The organism is Streptomyces roseus, assembly GCF_001044425.1.
In the GTDB taxonomy this organism is placed as follows: Bacteria; Actinomycetota; Actinomycetes; order Streptomycetales; family Streptomycetaceae; genus Streptomyces; species Streptomyces roseus.
The window spans coordinates 19568-43591 of record NZ_LFML01000049.1; the positions used below are offsets into that span (position 1 = coordinate 19568).

General features: G+C 72.8%; 19 protein-coding genes. 13 read left to right on the top strand and 6 right to left on the bottom strand.

Going from position 1 to position 24024, the window contains the following annotated elements; all coding sequences use genetic code 11:
• Positions 1-53 precede the first annotated feature (53 nt).
• From ACS04_RS12690 to ACS04_RS12700, 3 genes are all read left to right on the top strand, one after another.
• On the top strand, positions 54-632 hold the full coding sequence (locus ACS04_RS12690; protein ID WP_048476673.1) for a TerD family protein: 579 nt from the start codon (positions 54-56) through the stop codon (positions 630-632).
• Positions 633-739: 107 nt separating this feature from the next.
• Complete coding sequence (locus tag ACS04_RS12695) at positions 740-2731, top strand: TerD family protein (RefSeq protein ID WP_048476674.1); 1992 nt, start codon at positions 740-742, stop codon at positions 2729-2731.
• A 239-nt stretch (positions 2732-2970) separates the two neighbouring features.
• A complete protein-coding gene (locus ACS04_RS12700) occupies positions 2971-3954 on the top strand; it encodes a TerC family protein (RefSeq protein ID WP_048476675.1) in 984 nt (327 codons plus the stop codon).
• Positions 3955-3990: 36 nt separating this feature from the next.
• Here ACS04_RS12700 and ACS04_RS12705 read toward each other — a convergent pair whose 3' ends face one another.
• The 3 genes from ACS04_RS12705 to ACS04_RS12715 all read right to left on the bottom strand — a co-directional run bounded on the left by ACS04_RS12705 (position 3991) and on the right by ACS04_RS12715 (position 6834).
• Complete coding sequence (locus tag ACS04_RS12705; RefSeq protein WP_425337815.1) at positions 3991-5358, bottom strand: MFS transporter; 1368 nt, start codon at positions 5356-5358, stop codon at positions 3991-3993.
• A gap of 111 nt (positions 5359-5469) precedes the next feature.
• Complete coding sequence (locus ACS04_RS12710) at positions 5470-6126, bottom strand: MBL fold metallo-hydrolase (protein ID WP_048476677.1); 657 nt, start codon at positions 6124-6126, stop codon at positions 5470-5472.
• Between the two features lie 9 nt (positions 6127-6135).
• Positions 6136-6834: a maleylpyruvate isomerase family mycothiol-dependent enzyme gene (locus ACS04_RS12715; RefSeq protein WP_048476678.1), complete on the bottom strand. Its 699-nt coding sequence runs from the start codon at positions 6832-6834 to the stop codon at positions 6136-6138.
• A gap of 197 nt (positions 6835-7031) precedes the next feature.
• On the opposite strand from ACS04_RS12715, the gene uvrA reads away from it, so the two are divergent.
• A complete protein-coding gene (gene uvrA / locus ACS04_RS12720) occupies positions 7032-10034 on the top strand; it encodes an excinuclease ABC subunit UvrA (RefSeq protein ID WP_048476679.1) in 3003 nt (1000 codons plus the stop codon).
• 110 nt (positions 10035-10144) lie between these two features.
• Here the strand turns inward: uvrA and ACS04_RS12725 are convergent, their stop codons facing one another.
• Positions 10145-10795 (bottom strand): NAD(P)-dependent oxidoreductase, encoded by a 651-nt coding sequence (locus tag ACS04_RS12725; RefSeq protein WP_048476680.1) that lies wholly within the window; start codon positions 10793-10795, stop codon positions 10145-10147.
• A gap of 63 nt (positions 10796-10858) precedes the next feature.
• Between ACS04_RS12725 and ACS04_RS12730 the strand changes: the two genes are divergently transcribed.
• Positions 10859-11464: a TetR/AcrR family transcriptional regulator gene (locus tag ACS04_RS12730; protein WP_048476681.1), complete on the top strand. Its 606-nt coding sequence runs from the start codon at positions 10859-10861 to the stop codon at positions 11462-11464.
• On the opposite strand, the gene ACS04_RS12735 is transcribed toward ACS04_RS12730, so the two are convergent.
• Positions 11454-12341, bottom strand: coding sequence for a carbohydrate kinase family protein (locus ACS04_RS12735; protein WP_048476682.1), 888 nt, complete (start codon positions 12339-12341; stop codon positions 11454-11456). The genes ACS04_RS12730 and ACS04_RS12735 overlap by 11 nt on opposite strands.
• Positions 12342-12449: 108 nt before the next feature.
• Between ACS04_RS12735 and ACS04_RS12740 the strand changes: the two genes are divergently transcribed.
• Positions 12450-12881, top strand: a complete 432-nt coding sequence (locus ACS04_RS12740) for a Rieske (2Fe-2S) protein (RefSeq protein WP_048476683.1) — start codon at positions 12450-12452, stop codon at positions 12879-12881.
• Between the two features lie 19 nt (positions 12882-12900).
• Here the strand turns inward: ACS04_RS12740 and ACS04_RS12745 are convergent, their stop codons facing one another.
• Positions 12901-13842 carry a hypothetical protein gene (locus ACS04_RS12745; RefSeq protein ID WP_048476769.1) on the bottom strand — a complete coding sequence of 314 codons (942 nt, stop codon included), beginning with the start codon at positions 13840-13842 and terminating at the stop codon, positions 12901-12903.
• A 320-nt stretch (positions 13843-14162) separates the two neighbouring features.
• Here ACS04_RS12745 and ACS04_RS12750 point away from each other — a divergent pair, with 320 nt between their 5' ends.
• The 7 genes from ACS04_RS12750 (at position 14163) to ACS04_RS12780 (ending at position 23914) form a co-directional block, all read left to right on the top strand.
• A complete protein-coding gene (locus ACS04_RS12750; RefSeq protein WP_048476684.1) occupies positions 14163-14762 on the top strand; it encodes a papain-like cysteine protease family protein in 600 nt (199 codons plus the stop codon).
• 5 nt (positions 14763-14767) lie between these two features.
• On the top strand, positions 14768-15565 hold the full coding sequence (locus ACS04_RS12755; protein ID WP_048476770.1) for a hypothetical protein: 798 nt from the start codon (positions 14768-14770) through the stop codon (positions 15563-15565).
• A gap of 117 nt (positions 15566-15682) precedes the next feature.
• Positions 15683-17728 carry an excinuclease ABC subunit UvrC gene (gene uvrC, locus ACS04_RS12760; RefSeq protein ID WP_048476685.1) on the top strand — a complete coding sequence of 682 codons (2046 nt, stop codon included), beginning with the start codon at positions 15683-15685 and terminating at the stop codon, positions 17726-17728.
• A 59-nt stretch (positions 17729-17787) separates the two neighbouring features.
• The gene (gene rapZ, locus ACS04_RS12765; protein ID WP_048476771.1) at positions 17788-18735 is read left to right on the top strand and encodes an RNase adapter RapZ; all 948 of its coding nucleotides are present in this window, start codon (positions 17788-17790) and stop codon (positions 18733-18735) included.
• Positions 18732-19802 (top strand): gluconeogenesis factor YvcK family protein, encoded by a 1071-nt coding sequence (locus ACS04_RS12770; RefSeq protein WP_048476686.1) that lies wholly within the window; start codon positions 18732-18734, stop codon positions 19800-19802. The genes rapZ and ACS04_RS12770 overlap by 4 nt, the downstream gene beginning before the upstream one ends.
• Positions 19793-20782 carry a DNA-binding protein WhiA gene (whiA, locus tag ACS04_RS12775; protein WP_030160342.1) on the top strand — a complete coding sequence of 330 codons (990 nt, stop codon included), beginning with the start codon at positions 19793-19795 and terminating at the stop codon, positions 20780-20782. Before ACS04_RS12770 ends, whiA begins: the two co-directional genes overlap by 10 nt.
• A gap of 177 nt (positions 20783-20959) precedes the next feature.
• The gene (locus ACS04_RS12780) at positions 20960-23914 is read left to right on the top strand and encodes a M14 family metallopeptidase (protein WP_048476687.1); all 2955 of its coding nucleotides are present in this window, start codon (positions 20960-20962) and stop codon (positions 23912-23914) included.
• The last annotated feature ends 110 nt before the right edge of the window (positions 23915-24024 follow it).

A 24024-nucleotide genomic window follows, 5' to 3' on the forward strand; every position in this document is an offset into this window, starting at 1 on the left:
CAGGTACACATGCGCACCCACATCGGGGGCGGGCTAGGGAGAGGGGACAGCGCGTGACGGTCAACATGACCAAGGGTCAGGCCATCAGTCTGCAGAAGCAGGACGGGGGCACGCTGACCGCGGTCCGGATGGGCCTCGGCTGGCAGGCCGCCAAGCGCCGCGGACTGTTCGGCTCGCGGACCCGGGAGATCGACCTGGACGCGTCGGCGGTGCTCTTCGCCGACAAGCAGCCGGTGGACGTGGTGTTCTTCCGCCACCTGCAGAGCGACGACGGCTCGGTCCGGCACACCGGTGACAACCTCGTCGGCGGCGCCGGCCAGGGCGGGGACGACGAGTCGATCCTCGTCGACCTCCAGCGCGTGCCGGTCCACATCGACCAGATCGTCTTCACGGTGAACTCGTTCACCGGCCAGACGTTCCAGGAGGTGCAGAACGCGTTCTGCCGCATCGTCGACGAGACCAACGGCCAGGAGCTGGCGCGCTACACGCTGGACGGCGGGGGCCAGTACACCGCGCAGATCATGGCGAAGGTGTCGCGCGTGGGCGGCGGCTGGCAGATGACGGCCCTCGGCAACCCGGCCAACGGCCGCACCTTCCAGGACCTGATGCCGGCGATCCTGCCGCACCTGTAAGCGGCAGCGGGCTCGGCCGCGGGCGCGCGAGCGGCGCGCCCGCGCAGAACCGAGCAAAACAGAACAGAACAGAGCGGACGAGCAAGGGCACGGGGGAGGGCTGCAGGATGACGGCCGAGTTGGTCCGGGGGCAGAACCACCCCGTGTCCCAGGCGCGGGTGGAGATCAGGGTCTCGGCGGGTACGCCCGTACTGGCCCTGGTCTCGGCCTGCGACGACGCGGGCCGGCTGGCCGCCCCCGACGCGGTGGCCCACCCCGGCGCCAGTGGCCTGCCCGGAGTGCAGGTGCCGGAGGCCGTGGCGGGCGAGCACCGCATCGCCGTCGACCTCGACGCCGTCGCGCCCGCCGTGCACCGGCTCGGGGTGGTCCTCGTCCTGCCTCCCGGCGGACCGGCCCGCTTCGGCGCGGTCCCCGCCTCGTACGTGGCGGTCGCCGACCCGGAGGGCGCCGAGCTCGCCGGGTACACGCTGACCGGCCTGGACGCCGAGACCGCCGTGGTGGCCCTGGAGTTCTACCGGCGCCAGGGCGGCTGGAAGGTCCGCGCCGTGGGCCAGGGGTACGCCGACGGGCTCGGCGCGCTGCTCGCCGACGCCGGGCTGGACGGGCCCGCCGCCACCGCCCTGGCAGCGGTGGCCACCGGGCTGGTGCCCTCCGGCGACATCACCCTGGCCGCCCTGCCGACGGCGGCCCCGCCGACCGTTCCGCACGGCCTGAGGGCCCCGCAGGACGCGGCGGCCGCGACCGCCGCGCCGTCGCCCCCCTCGCCCCCACCGGCCCCGGAGCCGCTCCCCGCCGCCGGTGCCCCGTACCCGGGCGGCCCCGCGGCCGCCCCCGGTTCCTCGTCCGCCGACACCGTCGGCGGCCCGCCCACCATCGACTACGCCCACCCGCGCCGCCGCCGCACGACCACGGAGCCCCCCGAGCCCGGCCCCCGCGCCGTCCCCTCCCCGGAGGCGGACCGGCCCCCCGCCCCCGTCGCGGGCGACGCGAGCGGCTGGTCCCTGGAGGAGCGGCTCTACAACCAGGTCTGGGGCATGTTCGAGGACCTCGCCCGGACCGTGGCGGCCTACCGCAGCGCCTGCGACTTCGCCGAGTCCCGGATGGACCGCGAGCTCGACGACGCGCTGTCCGACCCCCGGCTGCGTCTCGCGGGCACCGCCAACGCCGCCCGCGACGCGGCCCGCGCCCGCCACGACGAGCTCGTCGCCCAGGCCAAGGCCGTGCTCGACCGGGACCTCGCCCAGCTGATCGCCGAGTCCGAGGTGGTCGAACCCGCGCTGCCGGCCGCGTACGCCCGCTGGGCCAACCCCGTCTGGCACGGGCACGGGGTCCCCGAGGAGGCCCCGCTGGCCCTGCGCCTCGGCGACCTGCACCTGCCCGAGCGGCCCGACCTGCGCATCCCGATGCTGGTGCGGGCCCCGCTGGAGCGCGGGCTGTGGATCGACAACGGCCGCACCGGCTCCGAGGCCGCGATGACCATGGACACCGACCGGTTGCGCCGGGCCGCCATGGACATGGCGGTCGCCCACGCGGTCCGGCTGCTCGCCGTCCACCCCGGCGACCGGTTCTCCGTGCACGTCATCGACGCGGCCGGGGCGGGAGCCGCCTCGCTGGCGCCGCTCGTCGCGGCCGGGGTGCTGGCCGGGCCGCCCGCCGCCGGGGCCGCCGGGGTCACCCGGACCCTGGAGGTGCTGACCCGCCGGGTGGACCTCGTACAGATGGCCGTGCGGGCCGGGGCGCCCGAGGAGCTGCCGCCCGACGTGGACGTCGCCGACCAGCTGCTGATCGTGCACGACTTCCCGCACGGGTTCGACGACCGGGCCGTCACCCGGCTGCGCTACCTGGCCGACGAGGGTCCGGCGGTCGGCGTGCACCTGCTGATGGTGGCGGACCGCGACGAGGCCTCGGCGTACGGGCCGCTGCTGGATCCGCTGTGGCGCTCGCTGATGCGCCTGTCGCCGGTGCCGGACAACCACCTCGCCGACCCGTGGGTGGGCCACGCCTGGACCTTCGAGCCCGACCTGCCGCCGCGGGGCAGCCGGGTCCTGGAGCAGACCATCGACCGGATCGCCGCCGCCCGGCGCGATGCCCGCCCATGACCTTTCCTTGGTCTTTCCTTTACCTTTGGCCGCTCCGACGGGTACCCTGAGCACGCGGAGGGGAGTATTCCTGCTTTCCTGCTACGGCGTACCCGTCAATACGGACCACTTCGGCTGTGTGCAACGCAGCCGGTCCCGGGGCGCCGGCCCACGGCCTCCAGGCCGCCCGGGTGGAAGAGACCTCCGGCAGCGATGACGCTGACATGTGTGCTGAGCCATCTGCCGGAGGCGATTGAACAGTGGACGTTTCGTGGACCCTCTGGGCGCTGACCATCCTCGGTCTGTGCCTCCTCATCGGCGCCGATTTCTTCATCGGCCGCAAACCCCATGACGTATCGATCAAGGAAGCGGGCACCTGGACGGTCGTCTGGATCGTCCTCGCCGCGCTCTTCGGCCTCGGCCTGTGGTTCTTCGGCAACGGCCAGGCCTCGCAGGAGTTCTTCGCGGGCTTCATCACCGAGAAGTCCCTGAGCGTCGACAACCTCTTCGTCTTCGTCCTGATCATGGCGAAGTTCGCGGTGCCCTCCCACCTCCAGCAGCGCGTTCTGCTGGTGGGCGTGCTGATCGCCCTCGTGCTGCGCGCGATCTTCATCGCCGCCGGCGCGGCCATCATCGCCAGCTTCTCGTGGGTCTTCTACATCTTCGGCGCGTTCTTGATCTACACCGCCTGGAAGCTGATCCAGGAGGCGCGCAAGGACGAGGACGAGGAGGAGTTCGAGGAGAACCGCCTCCTCAAGAGCGTCGAGAAGAGGTTCGGCGTCGCCGACAAGTACCACGGCACCAAGCTCTTCATCGAGAGCAACGGCAAGCGCGTCCTGACCCCCCTGATGGTCGTCATGCTCGCCATCGGCACCACCGACGTGCTGTTCGCCCTGGACTCGATCCCCGCGATCTTCGGTCTCACGCAGGACCCGTACATCGTCTTCACGGCCAACGCCTTCGCCCTGATGGGGCTGCGCCAGCTGTACTTCCTCATCGGCGGCCTGCTCAAGAAGCTGGTCCACCTCAGCTACGGTCTGTCCATCATCCTCGGCTTCATCGGCGTCAAGCTGGTGCTGCACGCCCTGCACGAGTCCGGACTGCACGTCCCGGTCGTCTCGATCCCGGTCTCCCTCGGCGTCATCTGCGGTGTCCTCGTGATCACCACGATCACCAGCCTGATCGCCTCGAAGAAGCAGGCGGCCGCCGAGGCCGCCGCCCGCCCGGAGAGCATCGACGCCTAGGGACCGACCCCGGTGGGGGCCACGGGCCCCCGGGGCCTACGCGGGGGCGGCCGCTTCGGCCGCCCCCTTTCCCGTACCCGTGCCCGTCCGCGCCCGTACGACCGCCGGGTTCGTCTCCGGCAGCAGCGCGAAGCAGACCAGGCTCAGCAGGGCGATCCCGCTCAGGTACAGGGCGACGCCCCACGGCGGCCCGGAGCCGGCTGCCAGCGCCGTCGCCACGACCGGGGTCAGCGCCCCGCCCAGCACCCCGCCCAGGTTGTAGCCGACGGCGGCGCCCGTGCAGCGGATCCGCGGGGCGTACAGCTCCGGCACGTACGCGCCGACCACGGCGAACATCGTCACCATCCCCAGCAGCCCGCCGAGGCAGCCCAGCGTCATCAGCAGCGGGTCCGCCGTCCGCAGCAGCGCGACGAACGGGAACATCCACACCAGGCACATCGCACTGCCGATCAGGCACAGCGGCCGCCGCCCGTACCGGTCGCCGAGCACCGCCACCACCGGGGTCAGCGTGCCCTTGAGGGCGACGGCCGCCATGATGCAGGCCAGCATCACCGTGCGGTCGACCTTGAGGTGCTCCGTGGCGTACGCGAGGGACCAGGTGGTGACCGAGTAGAAGACCGCGTACCCGGCGGACAGCGCCCCGCCGGTCAGCAGGACCAGCCGCCAGTGCCCGCGTACGACCTCGGTCAGCGGGGCGTCGGAGCGCCTGCCGGTCTCCGCGAGGGCGCGGAACTGCGGGGTCTCCTCCACGGAGCGGCGCAGCCAGAGCCCGGCGAGGGCCAGTACCCCGGCCGCCCAGAACGGCACGCGCCAGCCCCAGGACGTGAACTGCGCGTCGGTCAGCGCCGCGGACAGGGTCAGGATCATGCCGTTGGCCAGCAGGAATCCCAGCGGCGGGCCCACCTGCGGGAAGCTGGCCCACAGCCCGCGCCGCTGCTCGGGGGCGTGCTCGGCGGTCAGCAGGGCCGCTCCGCCCCATTCGCCGCCGAGGCCGAGCCCCTGGAGGAAGCGCAGGACGAGCAGCAGCAGGGGCGCCGCCGCGCCGATCGTCGCGTACGTGGGCACGCAGCCCACGGCGACCGTGGCGAGGCCGGTGAGCAGCAGGGAGCCGAGCAGGACCGGGCGGCGGCCGTAGCGGTCGCCGATGTGGCCGAAGACGACCGAGCCCAGCGGGCGGGCGAGGAAGCCGACGCCGAAGGTGCCGAAGGCGGCGAGGGTCCCGGCGAGCGGGGAGAAGGACGGGAAGAACAGCGGGCCGAGCACGAGGGCCGCGGCCGTGCCGTAGACGAAGAAGTCGTAGAACTCGATGGCGGTCCCGGCGAGCGAGGCCATCGCCAGCCGCAGCATCGAGGGCGGCCGGGGAACCGCTCGCCGGGGGAGGGCGGGGGAGGGGTCTTGTTGCATGGTGCAGCAACTACCCCTCCCCGCACCCCCAGGACGTGCGTTCGGGCATCTTCGACCGGAAGGAGTGCTTCCTGTCGCGGTGTTGACCGGGACCGCGCGCGGGAGCGCTCGCTACCAGCCGCGCTCGCGCCATTCGGCCAGATGCGGCCGCTCGGCGCCGAGCGTGGTGTCGTTGCCGTGGCCCGGGTAGACCCAGGTCTCGTCCGGCAGCTGCTCGAAGATCTTGTGCTGGACGTCGTCGATCAGCTGCTCGAAGGCCTTCGGGTCGCCCCACGTGTTGCCGACGCCGCCCGGGAAGAGGCAGTCGCCGGTGAAGACGTGCGCGTGCCCGTGCGGGTCGTCGTAGATGAGGGCGATCGAGCCGGGGGTGTGGCCGACCAGGTGGCGGGCGGTCAGTGTGACCCGGCCGACCGTGACCGTGTCCCCGTCAGCGACCAGGACGTCGGTGGCCACCGGGATGCCCTCGGCGTCGTGGACGCCCGCGTACGTACGGGCCCCGGTCGCCTCGACGACCTCGGCGAGGGCGCCCCAGTGGTCGCCGTGCCGGTGGGTGGTGACGACGGAGGCGATGCCGTCGTCACCGATCAGGTTCAGCAGGGTCGCCGCATCGGCCGCCGCGTCGATCAGCAGCTGCTCGTCGGTGGCCCGGCAGCGCAGCAGGTACGCGTTGTTGTTCATGGGGCCCACCGCGACCTTGGAAATCATCAGGTCCGGGAGTTCGTGCACGTCGGCCGGACCGCCGACCTTGACTGCTCCGCTGTACGTCATGTCCTGATCCTAGAGCGGGGGAAGGGCCGGCAGGGGGCCGCCGACGACGGTGAGGTGCGCGCCCCGGTCCCCGCGGCCGGCCAGCCAGCCGAGGAGCTCGGCGCCGGTGCCCAGGAGGGTGACCGGTCCGCCCTCGGAGCCGCCGGTGTGCCAGGTGGCGCCGTCGCCGTCGCCCGCGATCTGGAGGGTCACCGGGGGTACGTCCGGGCGTCCGGACCAGCGGTCCGCGAGGAAGGCGATCTCGCGGGCGGTGAACTCCGCCGGCAGGTCGGAGAGCTCGTAGCCGATGTTCAGGTCGACGTGGTGCAGCTCGACCTCGACGAGGCGGCGGAACGGCACGTTCGAGGCGAGGTCGGTGACCCCGTTGCGCAGCTCGACGGTGCGCGACCAGTCCTGGTCGCGCTCCGTCTGGGCGAGGAAGCCCGCGTGGGTGGCGCGCAGGTCCGCGAGCTGGTCCTCCAGCGGGCGCGGGGCGTCGCGCTCGATGTCCGAGTCGCGCGCCTCGGCGCTCTCGTACATCGGGCGGCCGGTGAAGACGTTGACGAGGGCGTCCGCGTTGCGCGCCAGGTGGGCGAGCACGTGGCCGCGGCTCCAACCGGGCAGATGTGACTCTTCGCGCAGGGCTGCGTTGTCCAGTTTCGCGACAGCGGTCAGCATTCGGTCCGTGGCTTCACGTACAGAGTGCAGGTCGTGCACATGATCAGTCATGGATCCGAGCCTAGTGCCGCGCGGCCGTGCCCACACGAACGGGTGAACCCGTCTGCCGAGTGCCGTAAATCGAATGCGCGTGCTATACGCTCGAAGTCCAAGTTCTTCTCCATCGCAGAGGCGCCCGCCCAGCCACCCGTACGCTGGACAGTCGGGGGCCCCGTGCCCCCGCTCTCTCAAGAAAGGTGCGGACCGGCGTGACCGACCGTCTCATCGTTCGTGGCGCTCGCGAGCACAACCTCAAGAACGTCTCGCTCGACCTGCCCCGCGACTCGCTCATCGTCTTCACCGGACTCTCCGGCTCGGGCAAGTCCTCCCTGGCCTTCGACACGATCTTCGCCGAGGGCCAGCGCCGCTACGTCGAGTCGCTCTCGTCGTACGCCCGCCAGTTCCTCGGGCAGATGGACAAGCCCGACGTGGACTTCATCGAGGGGCTCTCGCCGGCCGTCTCGATCGACCAGAAGTCGACCTCGCGCAATCCGCGCTCGACGGTCGGCACCATCACGGAGGTCTACGACTACCTCCGCCTGCTCTTCGCGCGCATCGGCAAGCCCCACTGCCCCGAGTGCGGCCGCCCCATCTCGCGCCAGTCGCCGCAGGCGATCGTCGACAAGGTGCTGGCCCTCCCCGAGGGCAGCCGCTTCCAGGTGCTCTCGCCGCTGGTGCGTGAGCGCAAGGGCGAGTTCGTCGACCTCTTCGCCGACCTCCAGACCAAGGGCTACAGCCGGGCGCGGGTGGACGGGGAGACCATCCAGCTCTCCGAGCCGCCGACGCTGAAGAAGCAGGAGAAGCACACGATCGAGGTGGTCATCGACCGCCTCACGGTCAAGGAGAGCGCCAAGCGCCGCCTCACCGACTCCGTGGAGACCGCCCTCGGGCTCTCCGGCGGCATGGTCATCCTGGACTTCGTCGACCTCCCCGAGGACGACCCCGAGCGTGAGCGGATGTACTCCGAGCACCTCTACTGCCCGTACGACGACCTGTCCTTCGAGGAGCTGGAGCCGCGCTCCTTCTCCTTCAACTCGCCCTTCGGCGCCTGCCCCGAGTGCACCGGCATCGGCACGCGCATGGAGGTGGACCCGGAGCTGATCGTCCCCGACGAGGACAAGTCCCTGGACGAGGGCGCGGTCTCCCCGTGGTCCCTCGGCCACACCAGGGACTACTTCCAGCGGCTGGTCGGCGCGCTCGCCGGGGAGCTGGGCTTCCGTACGGACATCCCGTGGGCCGGGCTGCCGCAGCGGGCGAAGAAGGCCCTGCTGTACGGGCACAAGACGCAGATCGAGGTCCGCTACCGCAACCGGTACGGCCGGGAGCGGGCGTACACGACGGCCTTCGAGGGCGCCGTGCCGTTCGTCAAGCGCCGGCACGCGGAGTCGGAGAGCGACGCCAGCCGCGAGCGCTTCGAGGGCTACATGCGCGAGGTGCCCTGTCCGACCTGTCAGGGCACGCGTCTGAAGCCGATCGTGCTGGCGGTGACGGTGATGGACAAGTCCATCGCCGACGTCGCCGCCATGTCGATCAGCGAGTGCGCGGACTTCCTGGGCCGGCTGCGGCTCGACGCCCGCGACAAGAAGATCGCCGAGCGGGTCCTGAAGGAGGTCAACGAGCGGCTGCGCTTCCTCGTCGACGTCGGCCTGGACTACCTCTCGCTGAACCGCGCCGCCGGCACCCTGTCGGGCGGCGAGGCCCAGCGCATCCGCCTCGCCACGCAGATCGGCTCCGGCCTGGTGGGCGTGTTGTACGTGCTGGACGAGCCGTCCATCGGCCTGCACCAGCGCGACAACCACCGGCTGATCGAGACGCTGGTGCGGCTGCGGGACATGGGCAACACGCTCATCGTCGTCGAGCACGACGAGGACACCATCAAGGTGGCCGACTGGGTCGTGGACATCGGCCCGGGCGCCGGTGAGCACGGCGGCAAGGTCGTGCACAGCGGCTCGCTGAAGGAGCTGCTGAAGAACTCCGAGTCGATGACCGGGCAGTACCTGTCGGGCAAGCGGTCCATCCCGGTGCCGGATATCCGCCGCCCCGTGAACGGGGGGCGCAAGCTGACCGTGCACGGCGCCAAGGAGAACAACCTGCGGGACATCGACGTGTCCTTCCCGCTGGGCGTGCTCACGGCGGTCACGGGCGTGTCCGGGTCGGGCAAGTCGACGCTGGTCAACGACATCCTGTACACGCACCTGGCGCGCGAGCTCAACGGCGCCCGCTCGGTGCCGGGACGGCACACCCGGGTGGACGGGGACGACCTCGTCGACAAGGTGGTGCATGTCGACCAGTCGCCGATCGGCCGGACCCCCCGGTCCAACCCGGCGACGTACACGGGCGTCTTCGACCACGTCCGCAGGCTCTTCGCGGAGACCATGGAGGCGAAGGTGCGCGGCTATCTGCCGGGCCGCTTCTCCTTCAACGTGAAGGGCGGCCGGTGCGAGAACTGCTCCGGCGACGGCACGATCAAGATCGAGATGAACTTCCTGCCGGACGTGTACGTCCCGTGCGAGGTCTGCCACGGCGACCGGTACAACCGGGAGACGCTGGAGGTCCACTACAAGGGCAAGTCGATCGCCGAAGTCCTGAACATGCCGATCGAGGAGGCGCTGCACTTCTTCGAGGCGGTGCCGACGATCGCGCGGCACCTGAAGACGCTGACCGAGGTGGGCCTCGGTTACGTGCGGCTCGGCCAGTCGGCGCCGACGCTTTCGGGCGGTGAGGCGCAGCGCGTGAAGCTCGCCTCGGAGCTGCAGAAGCGCTCGACGGGGCGGACGGTGTACGTGCTGGACGAGCCGACGACGGGCCTGCACTTCGAGGACATCAGCAAGCTCATCAAGGTCCTCTCCGGGCTGGTCGACAAGGGGAACTCGGTGATCGTCATCGAGCACAACCTGGACGTCGTCAAGACCGCGGACTGGGTGATCGACATGGGCCCCGAAGGCGGTTACGGCGGCGGCCTGGTGGTGGCCGAGGGCACGCCCGAGCAGGTCGCCTCGGTCGGCGCGAGCCACACCGGCAAGTTCCTGCGGGACATCCTGGGGGCGGAGCGGGTCTCCGACGCTGCGCTCGGCTCCGGCCCGGCCCCGGCCAAGAAGGCCGCGGCCAAGCGGACGGCGGCGAAGAAGGCGGCGGCCCCGGCGAAGAAGACCGCGGCCGTGAAGAAGACCGCCGCGGCCGCGAAGAAGACGGCGCGCGCCCGCAAGGCCTGAGCGCGCGGAGCCGTACCGGGAGGGCCCCGGCAGCCATGGGCTGCCGGGGCCCTCCCGCCGTGGTGCGGCGCCACCCCCGTGGGGGCCGCACCACGGCAGGGCCCGGCGGCTCAGGCCGCCACTCCCACCGCCCGGCGGGCCGTCGAGGGGTCCGTCAGGGAGGTCAGGAGGGCGTCGGCCACGTCGGCGCGGGAGATCGTGCGGGCGTTCGGGACGCCCGCGCCGACGACCCGGCGGTAGGTGCCGGTGCGCGGCCCGTTCAGCAGGCGCGGCGGGCGGATCACCGTCCACTCGGTGCCGCTCGCGCGGATCGTCGCCTCCATCACCGCGAGGTCCGCGTACAGGTCGCGCAGGGCCCGGCGCAGCAGGGGGAGGAAGACCCTGCGGGCCACGAACCCGTCGGTGGCCACGTCCGGTCCGACCGGGGCGGCGCTCACCGCCGCCAGGCGCCCCACGCCCGCCCGGTCCATCGCCGAGACGATGGCCCGCAGCGCCGGTCCGGTGACCGGTGCGAGCCGGGCCTGCTTGTTGCTCGCCGCGCCCAGCGCCGAGATCGCGGCGGCCCGGCCGGTCAGGAGCGGCACCAGGGCGTCCTCGTCCGTCAGGTCGCGGACGACGGCCACCTCCAGCCGCTCGTGCGGCGCGTGGTCCAGCCGGGCGGGGTCGCGCACCACCGCCGTCACCTCGTGGCCCGCGGCGAGGGCCTGCCGTACCACTTCGCGGCCGACGCCGCCCGTGGCTCCGAACACCGTCAGTTTCATCGCCGGCTCCCGTCCAAGGGTGGGTGAGTATTTACTCACCCCTGCTTCCGCTAGGGTGAGTGAATGCTCACCCCGAAGTCAAGCCGGCCCACTCCCGAGCGGCTCCTCGACGCCGCCGAGAAGCTCATGCGCACCATCGGCCTCGCGAACACCACCACCAAGGCCATCGCCCGCGAGGCCGGCTGCTCCGAGGCGGCGCTCTACAAGCACTACGCCAACAAGGAGGAGCTCTTCGTGCGCGTCCTCATGGAGCGCACCCCCAACGCCGAGCCGCTCATGGCCGAGCTCGACCGCGACCACGCCGAGCGCTCCGTCGAGGAGGGCCTCGCCGCCATCGCCCGCCACGCCTCGCTCTTCTACGCCGACGCCGTGCCCATGGCCGCCTCGCTCTTCGCGGAGCCCGCCCTGCTGACCCGCCACCGGGAGGGCGTCCAGGAGATCGGCACCGGCCCCCACGTCGTACGCGACGCGCTCACCGGCCGGCTCCGCCGCGAGCTGGAGCGGGGGCGGCTGCGCCCCGACGCCGACCCCGGGGCGGCCGCCGCCCTGCTGCTCGGCGCCTGCTTCCAGCGGGCCTTCTTCCTGCACTTCTCCGGCCCGCACGTGGTCCAGCCGGTCGAGGAGTTCGCCCCCGCCGTGGCCCGGACGCTGTGGGCGGCTATCCGCTGAGCTCGGCGGCGTACGGCGGCTCCGCGCCCGCCCGCGTGCAGGTCAGCGCCGCCGCGTGGGCCGCGTACGCCAGGACCCCCGGCCAGTCCGCGTCCACCAGGCCGCCGGCCGCCTGACCCGACAGGCGGTGCAGCAGGGCGGCGTTGACCGTGTCGCCCGCCCCGATGGTGTCCGCCACAGCGACCCGGCGGGCCGGTACCTCGTACTCCGCGCCCTCCCGGGTCCAGGCCGCCAGCCCCCGCCCGCCGCGGGTGAGCACCACCGCCGAGGGCCCGGCCGCCAGCCAGTCCGAGACGCTCCCGCCCAGCCACCGGGCGTCCTCCTCCGACAGCTTGAGGACGGACACGTACGGGAGCCAGCCCAGGAACCGGGCCCGGTACGCGGCCGGGTCCGCGATCAGCGCCGGGCGGATGTTGGGGTCCAGCAGCGTCAGCAGCCCGCGCCCGGACTCCCGGCGCAGCAGGGCCTCGTACGCGCTCGCGCCCGGCTCCAGGGCGAGGGAGCAGGTGCCGAGCGCCAGGGCCCGGGCGCCCTCAGGGAGCGCCCGCGGCAGCGTGAACAGCCGGTCGGCCGTGCCCTCCACGTAGAACCCGTACGCCGCCGAGCCGTCCGGGGCCAGCGAGGGCACGGCGAGGGTGGTGGGCTCCGGCCCGCGCTGCACCAGCGAGAGGTCCACCCCGGCCGCGCGCAGTCCGGCGAGCAGGCCCTCGCCGAAGCCGTCCGTGGAGACGCGGGAGCAGAAGGCGGCCCGCGCACCGAGGCGGCCCAGCGCCAGCGCGGTGTTGTACGGCCCCCCGCCCGGCCGCGGCACGAGCGCGCCCGGCGGCTGCGCCACGGGCACGAGGTCGATCAGGGCTTCTCCACCGACGACGATCACGCGGGGGAAGGTATCCCATCGGGCGGCGCGAGCGGGCGGCGGTATCGTCGGGGGGCCCGGCGGACCCGTCCGAACCGCCCGCACCCACCCCCAGGCCAGGAGATCCGCATGTCCGCGTCGCAGCCCGCCGCCCGCCGTACCGTGCTCAAGGGCGCAGCCGCGATCGCCGGGGCGGTCGGTGCCGGGGCGGTGCTCACCGCCTGCTCCACCGGGGGCGACGGCGGCTCCGGCTCCGCGGCCGTCCCGGCGGGCCCCGTGGAGCTCGGCGCCGCGTCCGAGGTCCCGGTCGGCGGGTCGAAGCTGTTCCGGGAGGAGAGGCTGGTCGTCAGCTGCCCGGCGGAGGGCCAGTACAAGGCGTTCAGCGCCCGGTGCACCCACGCCGGCTGCGTCCTGGACAAGATCGACGACGGCCAGGGCAACTGCCCCTGCCACGGCAGCCGCTTCGACGTGACCACCGGCAAGGTGCTGCGCGGCCCGGCCACCGACCCGCTGCCCGCCGTCCCGGTCAAGGCCGAGGGCGGCAAGCTCATCGCCGGCTGACCCGCCCCTGCGACGGGCCCTACGCCCAGTCCCAGGCGATGCCCAGCAGCCCGCGCCGTACACCCGGCTCCACCAGGTGCACGGCACGGTGGCGCCCGCTCGGCGTCAGGTCCGCCAGCCCGCTGCGCGGCGCCCCCGGCCCGGACCGGCTGAACCGCCGGCAGCGCACCGGCAGCGCCGCCTCGTCGAAGCGGACCTGGAGCACGTACTGCCCGCCGCTGTAGCTGAACCCGCGCACGTACTCGGCGGCGCGGCCGCCGGTCCCGTCCTCGAAGCCGTAGCCGAAGACGTACGTGTCCCCGGCGCGCAGCCGGGCGTCGAAGAGCAGCTCGGCGACCAGGACCCCGGCTTCCGGGTGCCAGCGGACGCGTCCGGTCCGGCAGTTCTCGTCCGCCCGTACCCGGACCCGGGCGGGGTCGCAGCCGGGGTCGCCGTGGTGGACGGCGAGGTAGCGGTCGACGCCGTCGCGGTGGGCCCGTACGACGTGCTGCGACTCGCGGCCCAGCAGCTCGCCGGCGGCCCCGATCCGTACCCGCTCGTGGTGGCCGACGGTGTGCAGGCCGCCGTCGGCGGGCAGCTCCATGCCGGCCAGCAGCCCCTCCACGGCCGCGCCCACGCTGATCAGCGCCCGGTAGGAGCGGGCCGGCGGCCGGGCCGCCCCGGCACCGGCGCCCTCCGGGGCGGCCAGCAGCCGCAGCAGGGTCCCCTCGGGCAGTTCCAGGATCTCCTCCAGGGCCCCAACGGCCTTCAGCGACTCGGGGCGGCGCGGCCGGCGGGCGCCCTGCTGCCAGTAGCTGAGGCTGGTCACGCCGAGCTTGATGCCACGGGCGGCGAGGTGGTGCTGCACGCGGTGCAGGGGCAGACCGCGGGCGGTGAGGGCGGCGCGCAGGGCGAGGTGGAAGGGGCCGGCGCGCAGCAGCTGCCCCAGCTCCTGCGCGCTCGTCCGTCTGCTCTCCCGCAAGAACTCCCGGGTGTCTTCCCGCGTGTCTTCCCGCGCGCTTTCCCGCGTGCTTTCCCCGGTCGACCGCATGGCGGCTCCTCCTGTGAACATTCACGCGCGGTGGGGCGGGAGAGCTCGCCGGTGGCACCCGGGCACCAGGTGAAGGGAGGCAGCCGTTCACACTGCGGTCCCGCCGTTCACACTGCAATGTCAAGGCGTATTGAAGCCTGTTGACCTGATCGCGACAACTCCCTGATGCTCCTCAGCAGCGTCCGGACGCGCTCCTCCAACCCCCACCCTCCCCGGCCCCACCGGGGAGATCCCCACACGGGAGGAACGCGATGCGCAACCCCAAGCGGCGGCTGTCCCTGGCCGCCGTCCTCACCGCCGTGCTCTTCACCCTGCCCACCACCGCCGCCACCGCCGCCCCCACGAGCGATGCCGGCGCCGGATCCGCCCTGGCGTCCAAGCGCCTGAACATCACCATGCAAGCGCAAGCGAAGAGCAACTGGTGCTGGGCCGCGAGCGGCAACACCATCGCCACCTGGTTCGGCCGGAACTACACGCAGAACCAGTTCTGCAACGCCGCCTTCAACCGCCAGCAGGGCTACGAGTGCCCCAACAACCAGGCCACGCTCGGCAACGTCCAGACCGCCCTGAACTGGGCCGGCATCAACTCGGGCTCTTACGTGACCGGCTGGCTCCGCTACACCACCGTGCAGAGCGAGATCGACGCCAACCGGCCGGTCGAGACGCGGATCCAGTGGTCCAACGGCGGCGGCCACATGCACGTCGTCTACGGCTACGACACGTCCCAGAGCTGGGTCTACTGGGGCGATCCGTGGCCCTCCAGCGACCGCTACAACTGGGCCTCGCACGCCTGGTACGTGGACAACAGCACCTTCTCCTGGACCCACTCCCTCTACCGGATCGGGGCGTGAGCGCCATGACCTCGACGCCGAAGCACCTCTGCGCCGTGCTCCTCGCGGCCTCCGCCGTACTCGTACCGGCCGCGCAGGCCTCGGCGGCGCCCGTGCCGCAGCCGCAGTCCGTCACCGCGGAGACGAAGGCGGCCGCCGCGCGGGCCGCGGCCGCCCCCGAGACGCTGACCACGCTGTCGCGGTTCTTCGCCCGGGAGGGGAAGGTCGCCGTGGACGCGGCCCGCCCACGGGTCGAGGGCGAGGCGATACCGGTCAGCTACCTCTCCCCGGACTTCGTGGCGGGCAAGGCGGGGGCGCCCGTGGCCCGGCTGGAGTTCCTCGCCAGCAGGGCCGTCTCCTCCGACGGGCAGCAGGCCGCCCTGTGGACCGCCCGGACCGAGGCCGGCTGGCAGGTCGTGAACATCGCCACCGGCGACGACGAGTTCCGCTACGCGCAGCTGGGCGCCGCGAAGCTGCCGGGCGGCACGGTCTTCCGGGAACCGCAGATCGACGCGTGGTACGTGGCCGAAGGGGGCCGGGTACTGCCGCTGGACGAGGACGCGGAGCGGGCCGTCGGGGCGCAGGGCACCAGCCTCGCCGCCTACCGGGCGCGCGTGACCCGGGCGTACGGGGACAAGCTGCCGGGGTCGGCGTACGCGAAGGCGGGCAAGGCCGGCGGGTACGGGGCCGGGCCCGCCGCTCAGCCCGCTCCCGCCGGACCCGCGGCGGCCCCGGTCGCCGGGGGCGTGGCGGGCGGGCTCGCGCTCGGCGCGGCCGGCCTGGTCGCGGCGCGCAGGTCCCGGCGCCGCCGCGCCACCGCCTGACCGGCCGGGCCGGGGCCGGGAGCCGGGCGCTCGCCCCGGGCCCCGGCCCCGGGCCCCGGCCCCTGGCGCGGGCGGTGGCACGGGCACGGTGTCGGCACCCGCCAGTAGGGTGTTGGCATGGCCGACCCTTCCAGCTACCGTCCCGCGCCGGGGCAGATTCCCGACTCCCCGGGGGTCTACCGATTCCGCGACGAGCACCGCCGGGTGATCTACGTCGGGAAGGCCAAGAGCCTGCGCCAGCGCCTGGCCAGCTACTTCCAGGACCTCGCGGGGCTGCATCCGCGTACCGCCACCATGGTGACCACGGCCGCCTCCGTCGAGTGGACCGTCGTCTCCACCGAGGTCGAGGCGCTCCAGCTCGAATACTCCTGGATCAAGGAGTACGACCCCCGGTTCAACGTCAAGTACCGCGACGACAAGAGCTACCCCTCCCTCGCCGTGACGATGAACGAGGAGTATCCGAGGGTCCAGGTCATGCGCGGGCCCAAGAAGAAGGGCGTGCGGTACTTCGGACCGTACGGGCACGCCTGGGCCATCCGCGAGACCGTCGACCTCATGCTGCGGGTGTTCCCCGTGCGGACCTGCTCCGCCGGGGTCTTCAAGCGCTCCGCCCAGATCGGCCGGCCCTGCCTGCTCGGCTACATCGGCAAGTGCTCCGCGCCCTGCGTCGGCCGGGTCACCCCCGAGGAGCACCGCGAACTCGCCGAGGACTTCTGCGACTTCATGGCCGGGCGGACCGGCGCCTACCTCTCCCGTCTCGAACAGCAGATGCACGAGGCCGCCGAGGAGATGGAGTACGAGAAGGCCGCCCGGCTGCGCGACGACATCGGGGCGCTCCGCCGGGCCATGGAGAAGAACGCCGTCGTCTTCACCGACGCCACCGACGCGGACCTCATCGCCGTCGCCGAGGACGAGCTCGAAGCGGCCGTGCAGATCTTCCACGTCCGCGGCGGCCGCGTGCGCGGCCAGCGCGGCTGGGTCACCGACAAGGTCGAGGCCGTCGACACCGCGGGGCTCGTCGAGCACGCCCTCCAGCAGCTCTACGGGGAGGAGAGCGGCGAGGCCGTCCCCAAGGAGGTGCTGGTACCGGCGCTGCCGGAGGACGCGGCCGCCCTGGGCGAGTGGCTCGCCGGGCGGCGCGGGTCGGGCGTCAGCCTGCGCATCCCGCAGCGGGGTGACAAGAAGGCCCTGATGGAGACCGTCCACCGCAACGCGCAGCAGTCCCTGGCCCTGCACAAGACCAAGCGCGCCAGCGACCTCACCACCCGCTCCCGGGCCCTGGAGGAGATCTCCGAGGCCCTCGGCCTGGACGGCGCGCCGCTGCGCATCGAGTGCTTCGACATCTCGCACCTCCAGGGCGAGGACGTCGTGGCCTCGATGGTCGTCTTCGAGGACGGGCTGGCCAGGAAGAGCGAGTACCGGCGCTTCCAGATCAAGACGTTCGAGGGGCAGGACGACGTCCGGTCCATGCACGAGGTGGTCTCGCGGCGCTTCCGCCGCTACCTCCAGGAGAAGCTGAAGACCGGCGAGTGGTCCCCGGAGGACGGGGAGGAGGGGGAGAACCCGCTCGCCGAGGACGACGGGCGGCCGAAGCGCTTCGCGTACCCGCCGCAGCTCGTCGTGGTCGACGGCGGGCAGCCCCAGGTGGCCGCCGCGAAGCGGGCCCTGGACGCGCTCGGCATCGACGACGTCGCCGTCTGCGGTCTGGCGAAGCGGCTGGAGGAGGTGTGGCTGCCCGGCGAGGACGACCCCGTCGTGCTGCCCCGTAGCAGCGAGGGGCTCTACCTGCTCCAGCGCGTGCGTGACGAAGCCCACCGGTTCGCGATCCAGTACCAGCGGAACAAGCGCGGGAAGCGGCTCAAGGCGGGCCCGCTCGACGAGGTGCCCGGTCTCGGCGAGAGCCGCAGGCAGGCCCTGGTCAAGCACTTCGGTTCGGTGAAGAAGCTGAGACAGGCGACAATCGACCAGATCTGCGAGGTCCCGGGCATAGGCCGCAAGACGGCCGAGACCGTGGCCGCGGCGCTCGCCCGGTCCGTTCCCGCCGGTCCTGCCGTCAACACGGCGACAGGAGAGATCATTGAGGATGAGACCCCGCCCCCGCGGGTGGGGGCACCTCCCGGCGGCAGCCGGGGGACATCGTCCGAACGGGGGACCGAGCAATGACCGAGCGCGAGACCGGCCAGACGAGCGGCGAGAGCACCGAGCACGAGGGCGCCGAGCAGATGACCGACCGCACGACCGAGCACGACCGAGACGGAGCACAGGTGAGTACGGGCACGACAGTGGAGCCCGGAGATACCGCCGAGGCGGCCATCCCCGAGCTGGTGATCATCTCCGGCATGTCCGGGGCCGGCCGCAGTACCGCGGCCAAGTGTCTGGAGGACCTCGGCTGGTTCGTCGTCGACAACCTCCCGCCCGCACTGATCCCCACCATGGTGGAGCTGGGCGCCCGCTCGCAGGGCAACGTGGCGCGCATCGCCGTCGTCGTCGACGTGCGCGGCCGCCAGTTCTTCGACGCGCTGCGCGAGTCCCTCTCGGACCTCGACAGCAAGGGCGTCACCCGGCGCATCGTCTTCCTGGAGTCCTCCGACGACGCGCTGGTCCGCCGCTTCGAGTCGGTCCGCCGCCCCCACCCCCTCCAGGGCGACGGCCGCATCACCGACGGCATCGCCGCCGAGCGCGACCTGCTGCGCGAGCTGCGCGGCGACGCAGACCTGGTCATCGACACCTCCAGCCTGAACGTGCACGAGCTGCGCGCGAAGATGGACGCCCAGTTCGCGGGCGACGAGGAGCCCGAGCTGCGGGCGACCGTCATGTCCTTCGGCTACAAGTACGGCCTCCCCGTCGACGCCGACCTCGTCGTCGACTGCCGCTTCATCCCGAACCCGCACTGGGTGCCCGAGCTGCGCCCCTTCACCGGCCTCAACCCGGAGGTGTCGGGCTACGTCTTCAGCCAGCCCGGCGCCAAGGAGTTCCTCGACCGCTACACCGAGCTGCTCCAGCTCATCGCCACCGGCTACCGCCGCGAGGGCAAGCGGTACGTGACCATCGCGGTCGGCTGCACCGGCGGCAAGCACCGCAGCGTGGCCATGTCCGAGAAGCTCGCTGCCCGCCTCGCCTCCGAGGGAGTCGAGACCGTCGTGGTCCACAGGGACATGGGGCGCGAGTGACCGGACGGACCCTGCGGCTGCGCCGCCTGCGCCGCCTCACCTCGGGGCGGGACGAGGACGGCGCGGGCCGCACCGGGCTGCGCCGCGGCGCGGCCCCCAAGGTGGTCGCCCCCAAGGTCGTCGCGCTCGGCGGCGGCATGGGCCTGTCGGCCTCCCTGGCGGCCCTGCGCCGGATCACCGGCGAGCTCACCGCCGTCGTCACCGTCGCCGACGACGGCGGCTCCAGCGGCCGGCTCCGCGAGGAGCTCGGCGTGCTGCCGCCCGGCGACCTGCGCAAGGCCCTGGCCGCGCTGTGCGGCGACGACGACTGGGGCCAGACCTGGGCCCGCGTCATCCAGCACCGCTTCCAGTCGGCCGGCGCCCTGCATGAGCACGCCGTCGGCAACCTGCTGATCGTCGCGCTGTGGGAGCAGCTCGGCGACCCCGTCCAGGCCCTCGACCTGGTCGGGAAGCTGCTGGGGGCGCAGGGCCGGGTGCTGCCGATGTCGGCGGTGCCGCTGGAGCTCCAGGCGCTGGTACGCGGCCACGACCCGGCCCGCCCGGGCGAGGTCGACACCGTCCGGGGGCAGGCCACGGTGGCCACCACCCCCGGCGAGGTGCTCTCCGTACAGGTGGTGCCCGGAGACCCGCCGGCCGTGCCCGAGGCCGTCGCGGCGGTCCTGGACGCGGACTGGGTGGTGCTCGGTCCGGGGTCCTGGTTCTCCTCGGTGATCCCGCACCTGCTGGTGCCGGAACTGCTCGACGCGCTGATCGAGACCAAGGCCCGCAGGGTCCTCTCGCTGAACCTCGCGCCGCAGCCCGGTGAAACAGAGGGCTTCTCTCCGCAGCGTCATTTGGAGGTTTTGGCCCGACACGCCCCTAAACTCGCCCTGGACGTGGTGCTGGCCGACGAGGCCGCCGTGCCCGACCGCGAGTCCCTCGCCGATGCCGCAAAACGGTTCGGTGCCGCGGTCGAGCTGGCGCCGGTGGCCAGACAGGACGGCTCTCCGAAGCATGACCCGGAGCTGCTCGCCGCCGCGTACGACCGTATTTTTCGGATGCATGGAAGGATCGGCCCATGGCGATGACGCCAGCGGTGAAGGATGAGATCTCCCGGCTCCCCGTCACCCGGACCTGCTGCAGGAAGGCGGAGGTCTCGGCGATTCTTCGGTTCGCGGGCGGGCTGCACCTGGTGAGCGGGCGGATCGTGATCGAGGCGGAGCTGGACACCGGAATCGCGGCCCGGCGCCTGCGCAAGGACATCCTGGAGATCTTCGGCCATTCCTCGGACCTGGTGGTCATGGCCCCCGGCGGGCTGCGCCGCGGCAGCCGGTACGTCGTCCGGGTCGTGGCCGGCGGTGACCAGCTGGCGCGCCAGACCGGCCTCGTGGACGGCCGCGGCCGCCCCATCCGGGGACTTCCCCCGCAGGTGGTCTCCGGGGCCACCTGCGACGCCGAGGCGGCCTGGCGCGGCGCCTTCCTGGCCCACGGCTCGCTCACCGAGCCGGGCCGGTCCTCCTCCCTGGAGGTGACCTGCCCCGGTCCGGAGGCCGCCCTGGCCCTGGTGGGCGCCGCCCGCAGGCTCTCCATCGCCGCCAAGGCGCGCGAGGTGCGCGGGGTGGACCGCGTCGTGGTCCGCGACGGCGACGCGATCGGCGCCCTGCTGACCCGCCTCGGCGCGCACGAGTCGGTACTGGCCTGGGAGGAGCGGCGGATGCGGCGCGAGGTGCGTGCCACCGCCAACCGCCTCGCCAACTTCGACGACGCCAACCTGCGCCGCTCGGCGCGGGCCGCGGTGGCCGCCGGAGCCCGGGTCCAGCGCGCGCTGGAGATCCTCGGCGAGGAGGTGCCCGAGCACCTCGCGGCGGCCGGCCGGCTGCGCATGGAGCACAAGCAGGCCTCCCTGGAGGAGCTGGGCGCGCTCGCCGACCCGCCGCTGACGAAGGACGCGGTCGCGGGCCGCATCCGCCGCCTGCTCGCGATGGCCGACAAGCGGGCCCAGGACCTGGGCATCCCGGGCACCGAGTCCAATCTGAGCGAGGACCTGGCCGACAACATGGCCGGCTAGCCGCGCCCGTCCCCCGGCCGGGCCGAGTCCCCCGTACGCCTCGCGCCGTACGTCTCAAAGGGGCCCGCACATCACACGTGCGGGCCCCTTTGAGACACGCCCCATTGACATGAGCATCGCTTGATCGTGAGCCTGTCGTCCGAACGCTTTCGTGGCAGACGACGCCCAGGGGGGCACATGAGGCACCGCGCGAGATCGATCCTCGCCGCAAGCGCACTCGTCTTCGGAACCACACTGGCCGCCGTCCCGGCGGCCCACGCCCGCCCCGCCGCGGACGCCGCACCCGGCGCCGACGAGGTCCGGGTCTACGACGCGGACGTCACCAAGGAGCAGGTACCGCTGCTCCTCGCCGCGGGACAGGACGCCCACGAGCTCACCGAACGCGCCCCGGAGACCGGGACCGCCAAGGTGGAGCTGTTCCTCACCGCCGCCCAGGCCAAGGAGCTCGCCGGCCGGGGCGTCAAGCTCGCCGAGCACCGGGTCCCGGCGGACGCGGCCCGTTCCCAGGCCGCCGGCGACGGGGTCTTCCGCCCGTACAGCGGCAAGGGCGGGCTCCAGGAGGAGATCCTCAAGACGGCCCAGGCCAACCCCGGGCTCGCCAAGGTGGTCTCCATCGGCAAGACCGTCCAGGGCAAGGACATCCTGGCCCTGAAGGTCACCAAGAACGCCCGCACCACCAAGGACGGCGGCAAGCCGTCCGTGCTCTACATGTCGAACCAGCACGCCCGTGAGTGGATCACCCCGGAGATGACCCGGCGCCTGATGCACCACACCCTCGACAACTACGGCAAGGACCAGCGGATCACCAAGCTGGTGGACTCCACCGAGCTGTGGTTCCTGCTCTCCGCCAACCCGGACGGGTACGACTACACGCACGCGCCCGACGGCGACCGGCTGTGGCGCAAGAACCTGCACGACAACAACGGCGACGGAAAGATCACCACCGGCGACGGCGTCGACCTCAACCGGAACTTCGCCTACAAGTGGGGCTACGACAACGAGGGTTCCTCACCGAACCAGTCCAGCGAGACCTACCGCGGTCCCAAGCCCTCCTCGGAGCCGGAGACCGTCGCCCTCGACAGGTTCGAGAAGCGCGTCGGCTTCAAGTACGCCGTCAACTACCACTCCGCCGCCGAGCTGCTGCTCTACGGCGTGGGCTGGCAGGTGGCCACCCCCACCCCCGACGACGTCGCCTACAAGGCGCTCGCCGGCACCCCGGAGAACTCCGCGATCCCGGGCTATTACCCGCAGGTCTCCTCCGAGCTCTACACCACCAACGGCGAGGCCGACGGGCACGCCGCGAACGTCAACGGCGTCATGATGTTCACCCCGGAGATGACCACCTGCCAGACGGCCTCCGCGAGCGACCCGAACGACCGGTGGAGGCCGGAGGACTGCCGGTCCGGCTTCAACTTCCCGGACGACGAGAAGCTCATCCAGGCGGAGTTCGCGAAGAACGTCCCGTTCGCCCTCGCCGTCGGCGAGAGCGCCGCGCACCCGGACCAGCCGAAGTCCTCCGTGGGCCTGAGCGCCGCGGACTTCACCCCGGACCCCTTCACCACCTCCTACGCGGCCAAGGGCGAGGACCAGACGGTCTCCGTCACCGCCCGCAAGGCGCTGAAGGACAAGCAGCTCAAGTTCCGCATCAACGGCGGCCGTACGCACGACGACGGGCTGCGCGCCTGGAAGGGCGGCGAGGTCTACGGCGGCGAGGACAACAACTGGTTCGACGAGTACCGGGCCACGGTGGACGGCGCCAAGCCGGGCGACAAGGTCGAGGTCTGGTTCACCGGCCGCGACGGCGCGGGCAAGCAGGTCTCCAGCGAGCACTTCACGTACACCGTGGCCGCGCGGCCGCGCGCGGACGTGCTGGTGATCGCCGAGGAGGGCGCCAAGGCGCAGCACGCGCAGGAGTACGTGGACGCCCTGCGCGCCAACGGCAGGTCCGCGGCGGTCTGGGACGTGGCCGTACAGGGCGCCCCGCACCACCTGGGCGTGCTCTCCCACTTCCGTACGGCCGTCCACTACACCGGCGCCAAGACCCCCGGCGGCGACACGCAGCTCGCCGTGCGGGACTTCCTCAACGAGGGCGGCAAGCTGATCGAGGCCGGCGAGCTCGCGGGCGGAAACGCCCGGGTGGGCCGCGCCGTGACGGACGACTTCAGCCAGTACTACCTCGGCGCCTACGCCCGTACGAGTGCCGGCGGCGCGACCGGGTTCACCGGTGCGGGTGCCCTCGCCGGAGCCAAGGGCGGCCTGGGCGACGCGGCGGGCAACCCGTTCGACGCTCCCGGCTCCTACGCCGTCACCTCGGACTCCCTGCCGGCGGCGCAGTTCCCGCAGTTCAAGAGCGCGCAGGCGGGTTCGTACGCCGGGGTCGTGAATCCGTACGCCCCCTACTCGGGAACGGGCATGGCCGCGGCCACCCACGCCGACGACGAGTGGAAGCGGCTGACCCGCACCATCGACCTGACCAAGGTCACGGCCGCCGACCGCCCGCAACTGAAGGCGGCCCTCAACTGGAACACCGAGCCGGGCTACGACCACGCGATCCTGGAGGCCCACACCACGGGCGCCGAGGACTGGACCACCCTGCCCGAGGCGGGCGGCCTGACCTCCGCCACCGTCCCGACGGAGTGCGAAGCCGGGTTCTACGTCAACGGCCACCCGTTCCTGAAGCACTACCTGACCGTCGGCAGCGGCGCCTGCACCGCCAGTGGCACCAGCGGCCGGTGGAACAGCTTCACCGGGTCCTCCGACGGCTGGAAGCAGGTCGCCTTCGACCTCAGCGCCTACGCGGGCAAGACCGTCGAGGTCTCCCTCTCCTACGTCTCGGACGGCGGCTCCGGGGGCCGCGGCCTCTTCGCCGACGACGCACGCGTCTCCCTCGGCGGAGCCGACCAGGCCGTGGAGGGGTTCGAGACCTCCCTGGGTGCCTGGACCGCCCAGGGAGCGCCTGCCGGAAGTCCCGTGATCCCGGGCGAGTGGGTCCGGTCCGGCGAGCTGTTCAAGTCCTACGCCTCGGTCACTACGCGTGACACGGTGCTCCTCGGCTTCGGCCTCGAACACCTGCCGGCGGCGGCGGACCGAGCCGTACTCGTCGGTAAGGCGCTCAAGTCGCTGCACCGCTGATCATTCGAGCCCCCTTCGCTCACTCTGCGTGACGGGGGCCAAGGTCCTCCGGGTCCCGTGCCGAGCCCAGGTACGGGCCCCGGAGGCGGTCTCCCGTGGGGCAGGGGGAG

Excerpts from the sequence above, each read along its gene's own strand:
- ACS04_RS12695 (WP_048476674.1), top strand. The coding sequence starts at position 740 with ATGACGGCCGAGTTGGTCCGGGGGCAGAACCACCCCGTGTCCCAGGCG.
- ACS04_RS12705 (WP_425337815.1), bottom strand. The coding sequence starts at position 5,358 with ATGCAACAAGACCCCTCCCCCGCCCTCCCCCGGCGAGCGGTTCCCCGG.
- ACS04_RS12710 (WP_048476677.1), bottom strand. The coding sequence starts at position 6,126 with ATGACGTACAGCGGAGCAGTCAAGGTCGGCGGTCCGGCCGACGTGCAC.
- ACS04_RS12715 (WP_048476678.1), bottom strand. The coding sequence starts at position 6,834 with ATGACTGATCATGTGCACGACCTGCACTCTGTACGTGAAGCCACGGAC.
- ACS04_RS12725 (WP_048476680.1), bottom strand. The coding sequence starts at position 10,795 with ATGAAACTGACGGTGTTCGGAGCCACGGGCGGCGTCGGCCGCGAAGTG.
- ACS04_RS12730 (WP_048476681.1), top strand. The coding sequence starts at position 10,859 with ATGCTCACCCCGAAGTCAAGCCGGCCCACTCCCGAGCGGCTCCTCGAC.
- ACS04_RS12740 (WP_048476683.1), top strand. The coding sequence starts at position 12,450 with ATGTCCGCGTCGCAGCCCGCCGCCCGCCGTACCGTGCTCAAGGGCGCA.
- ACS04_RS12750 (WP_048476684.1), top strand. The coding sequence starts at position 14,163 with ATGCGCAACCCCAAGCGGCGGCTGTCCCTGGCCGCCGTCCTCACCGCC.
- ACS04_RS12755 (WP_048476770.1), top strand. The coding sequence starts at position 14,768 with ATGACCTCGACGCCGAAGCACCTCTGCGCCGTGCTCCTCGCGGCCTCC.
- uvrC (WP_048476685.1), top strand. The coding sequence starts at position 15,683 with ATGGCCGACCCTTCCAGCTACCGTCCCGCGCCGGGGCAGATTCCCGAC.
- rapZ (WP_048476771.1), top strand. The coding sequence starts at position 17,788 with ATGACCGACCGCACGACCGAGCACGACCGAGACGGAGCACAGGTGAGT.
- whiA (WP_030160342.1), top strand. The coding sequence starts at position 19,793 with ATGGCGATGACGCCAGCGGTGAAGGATGAGATCTCCCGGCTCCCCGTC.
- ACS04_RS12780 (WP_048476687.1), top strand. The coding sequence starts at position 20,960 with ATGAGGCACCGCGCGAGATCGATCCTCGCCGCAAGCGCACTCGTCTTC.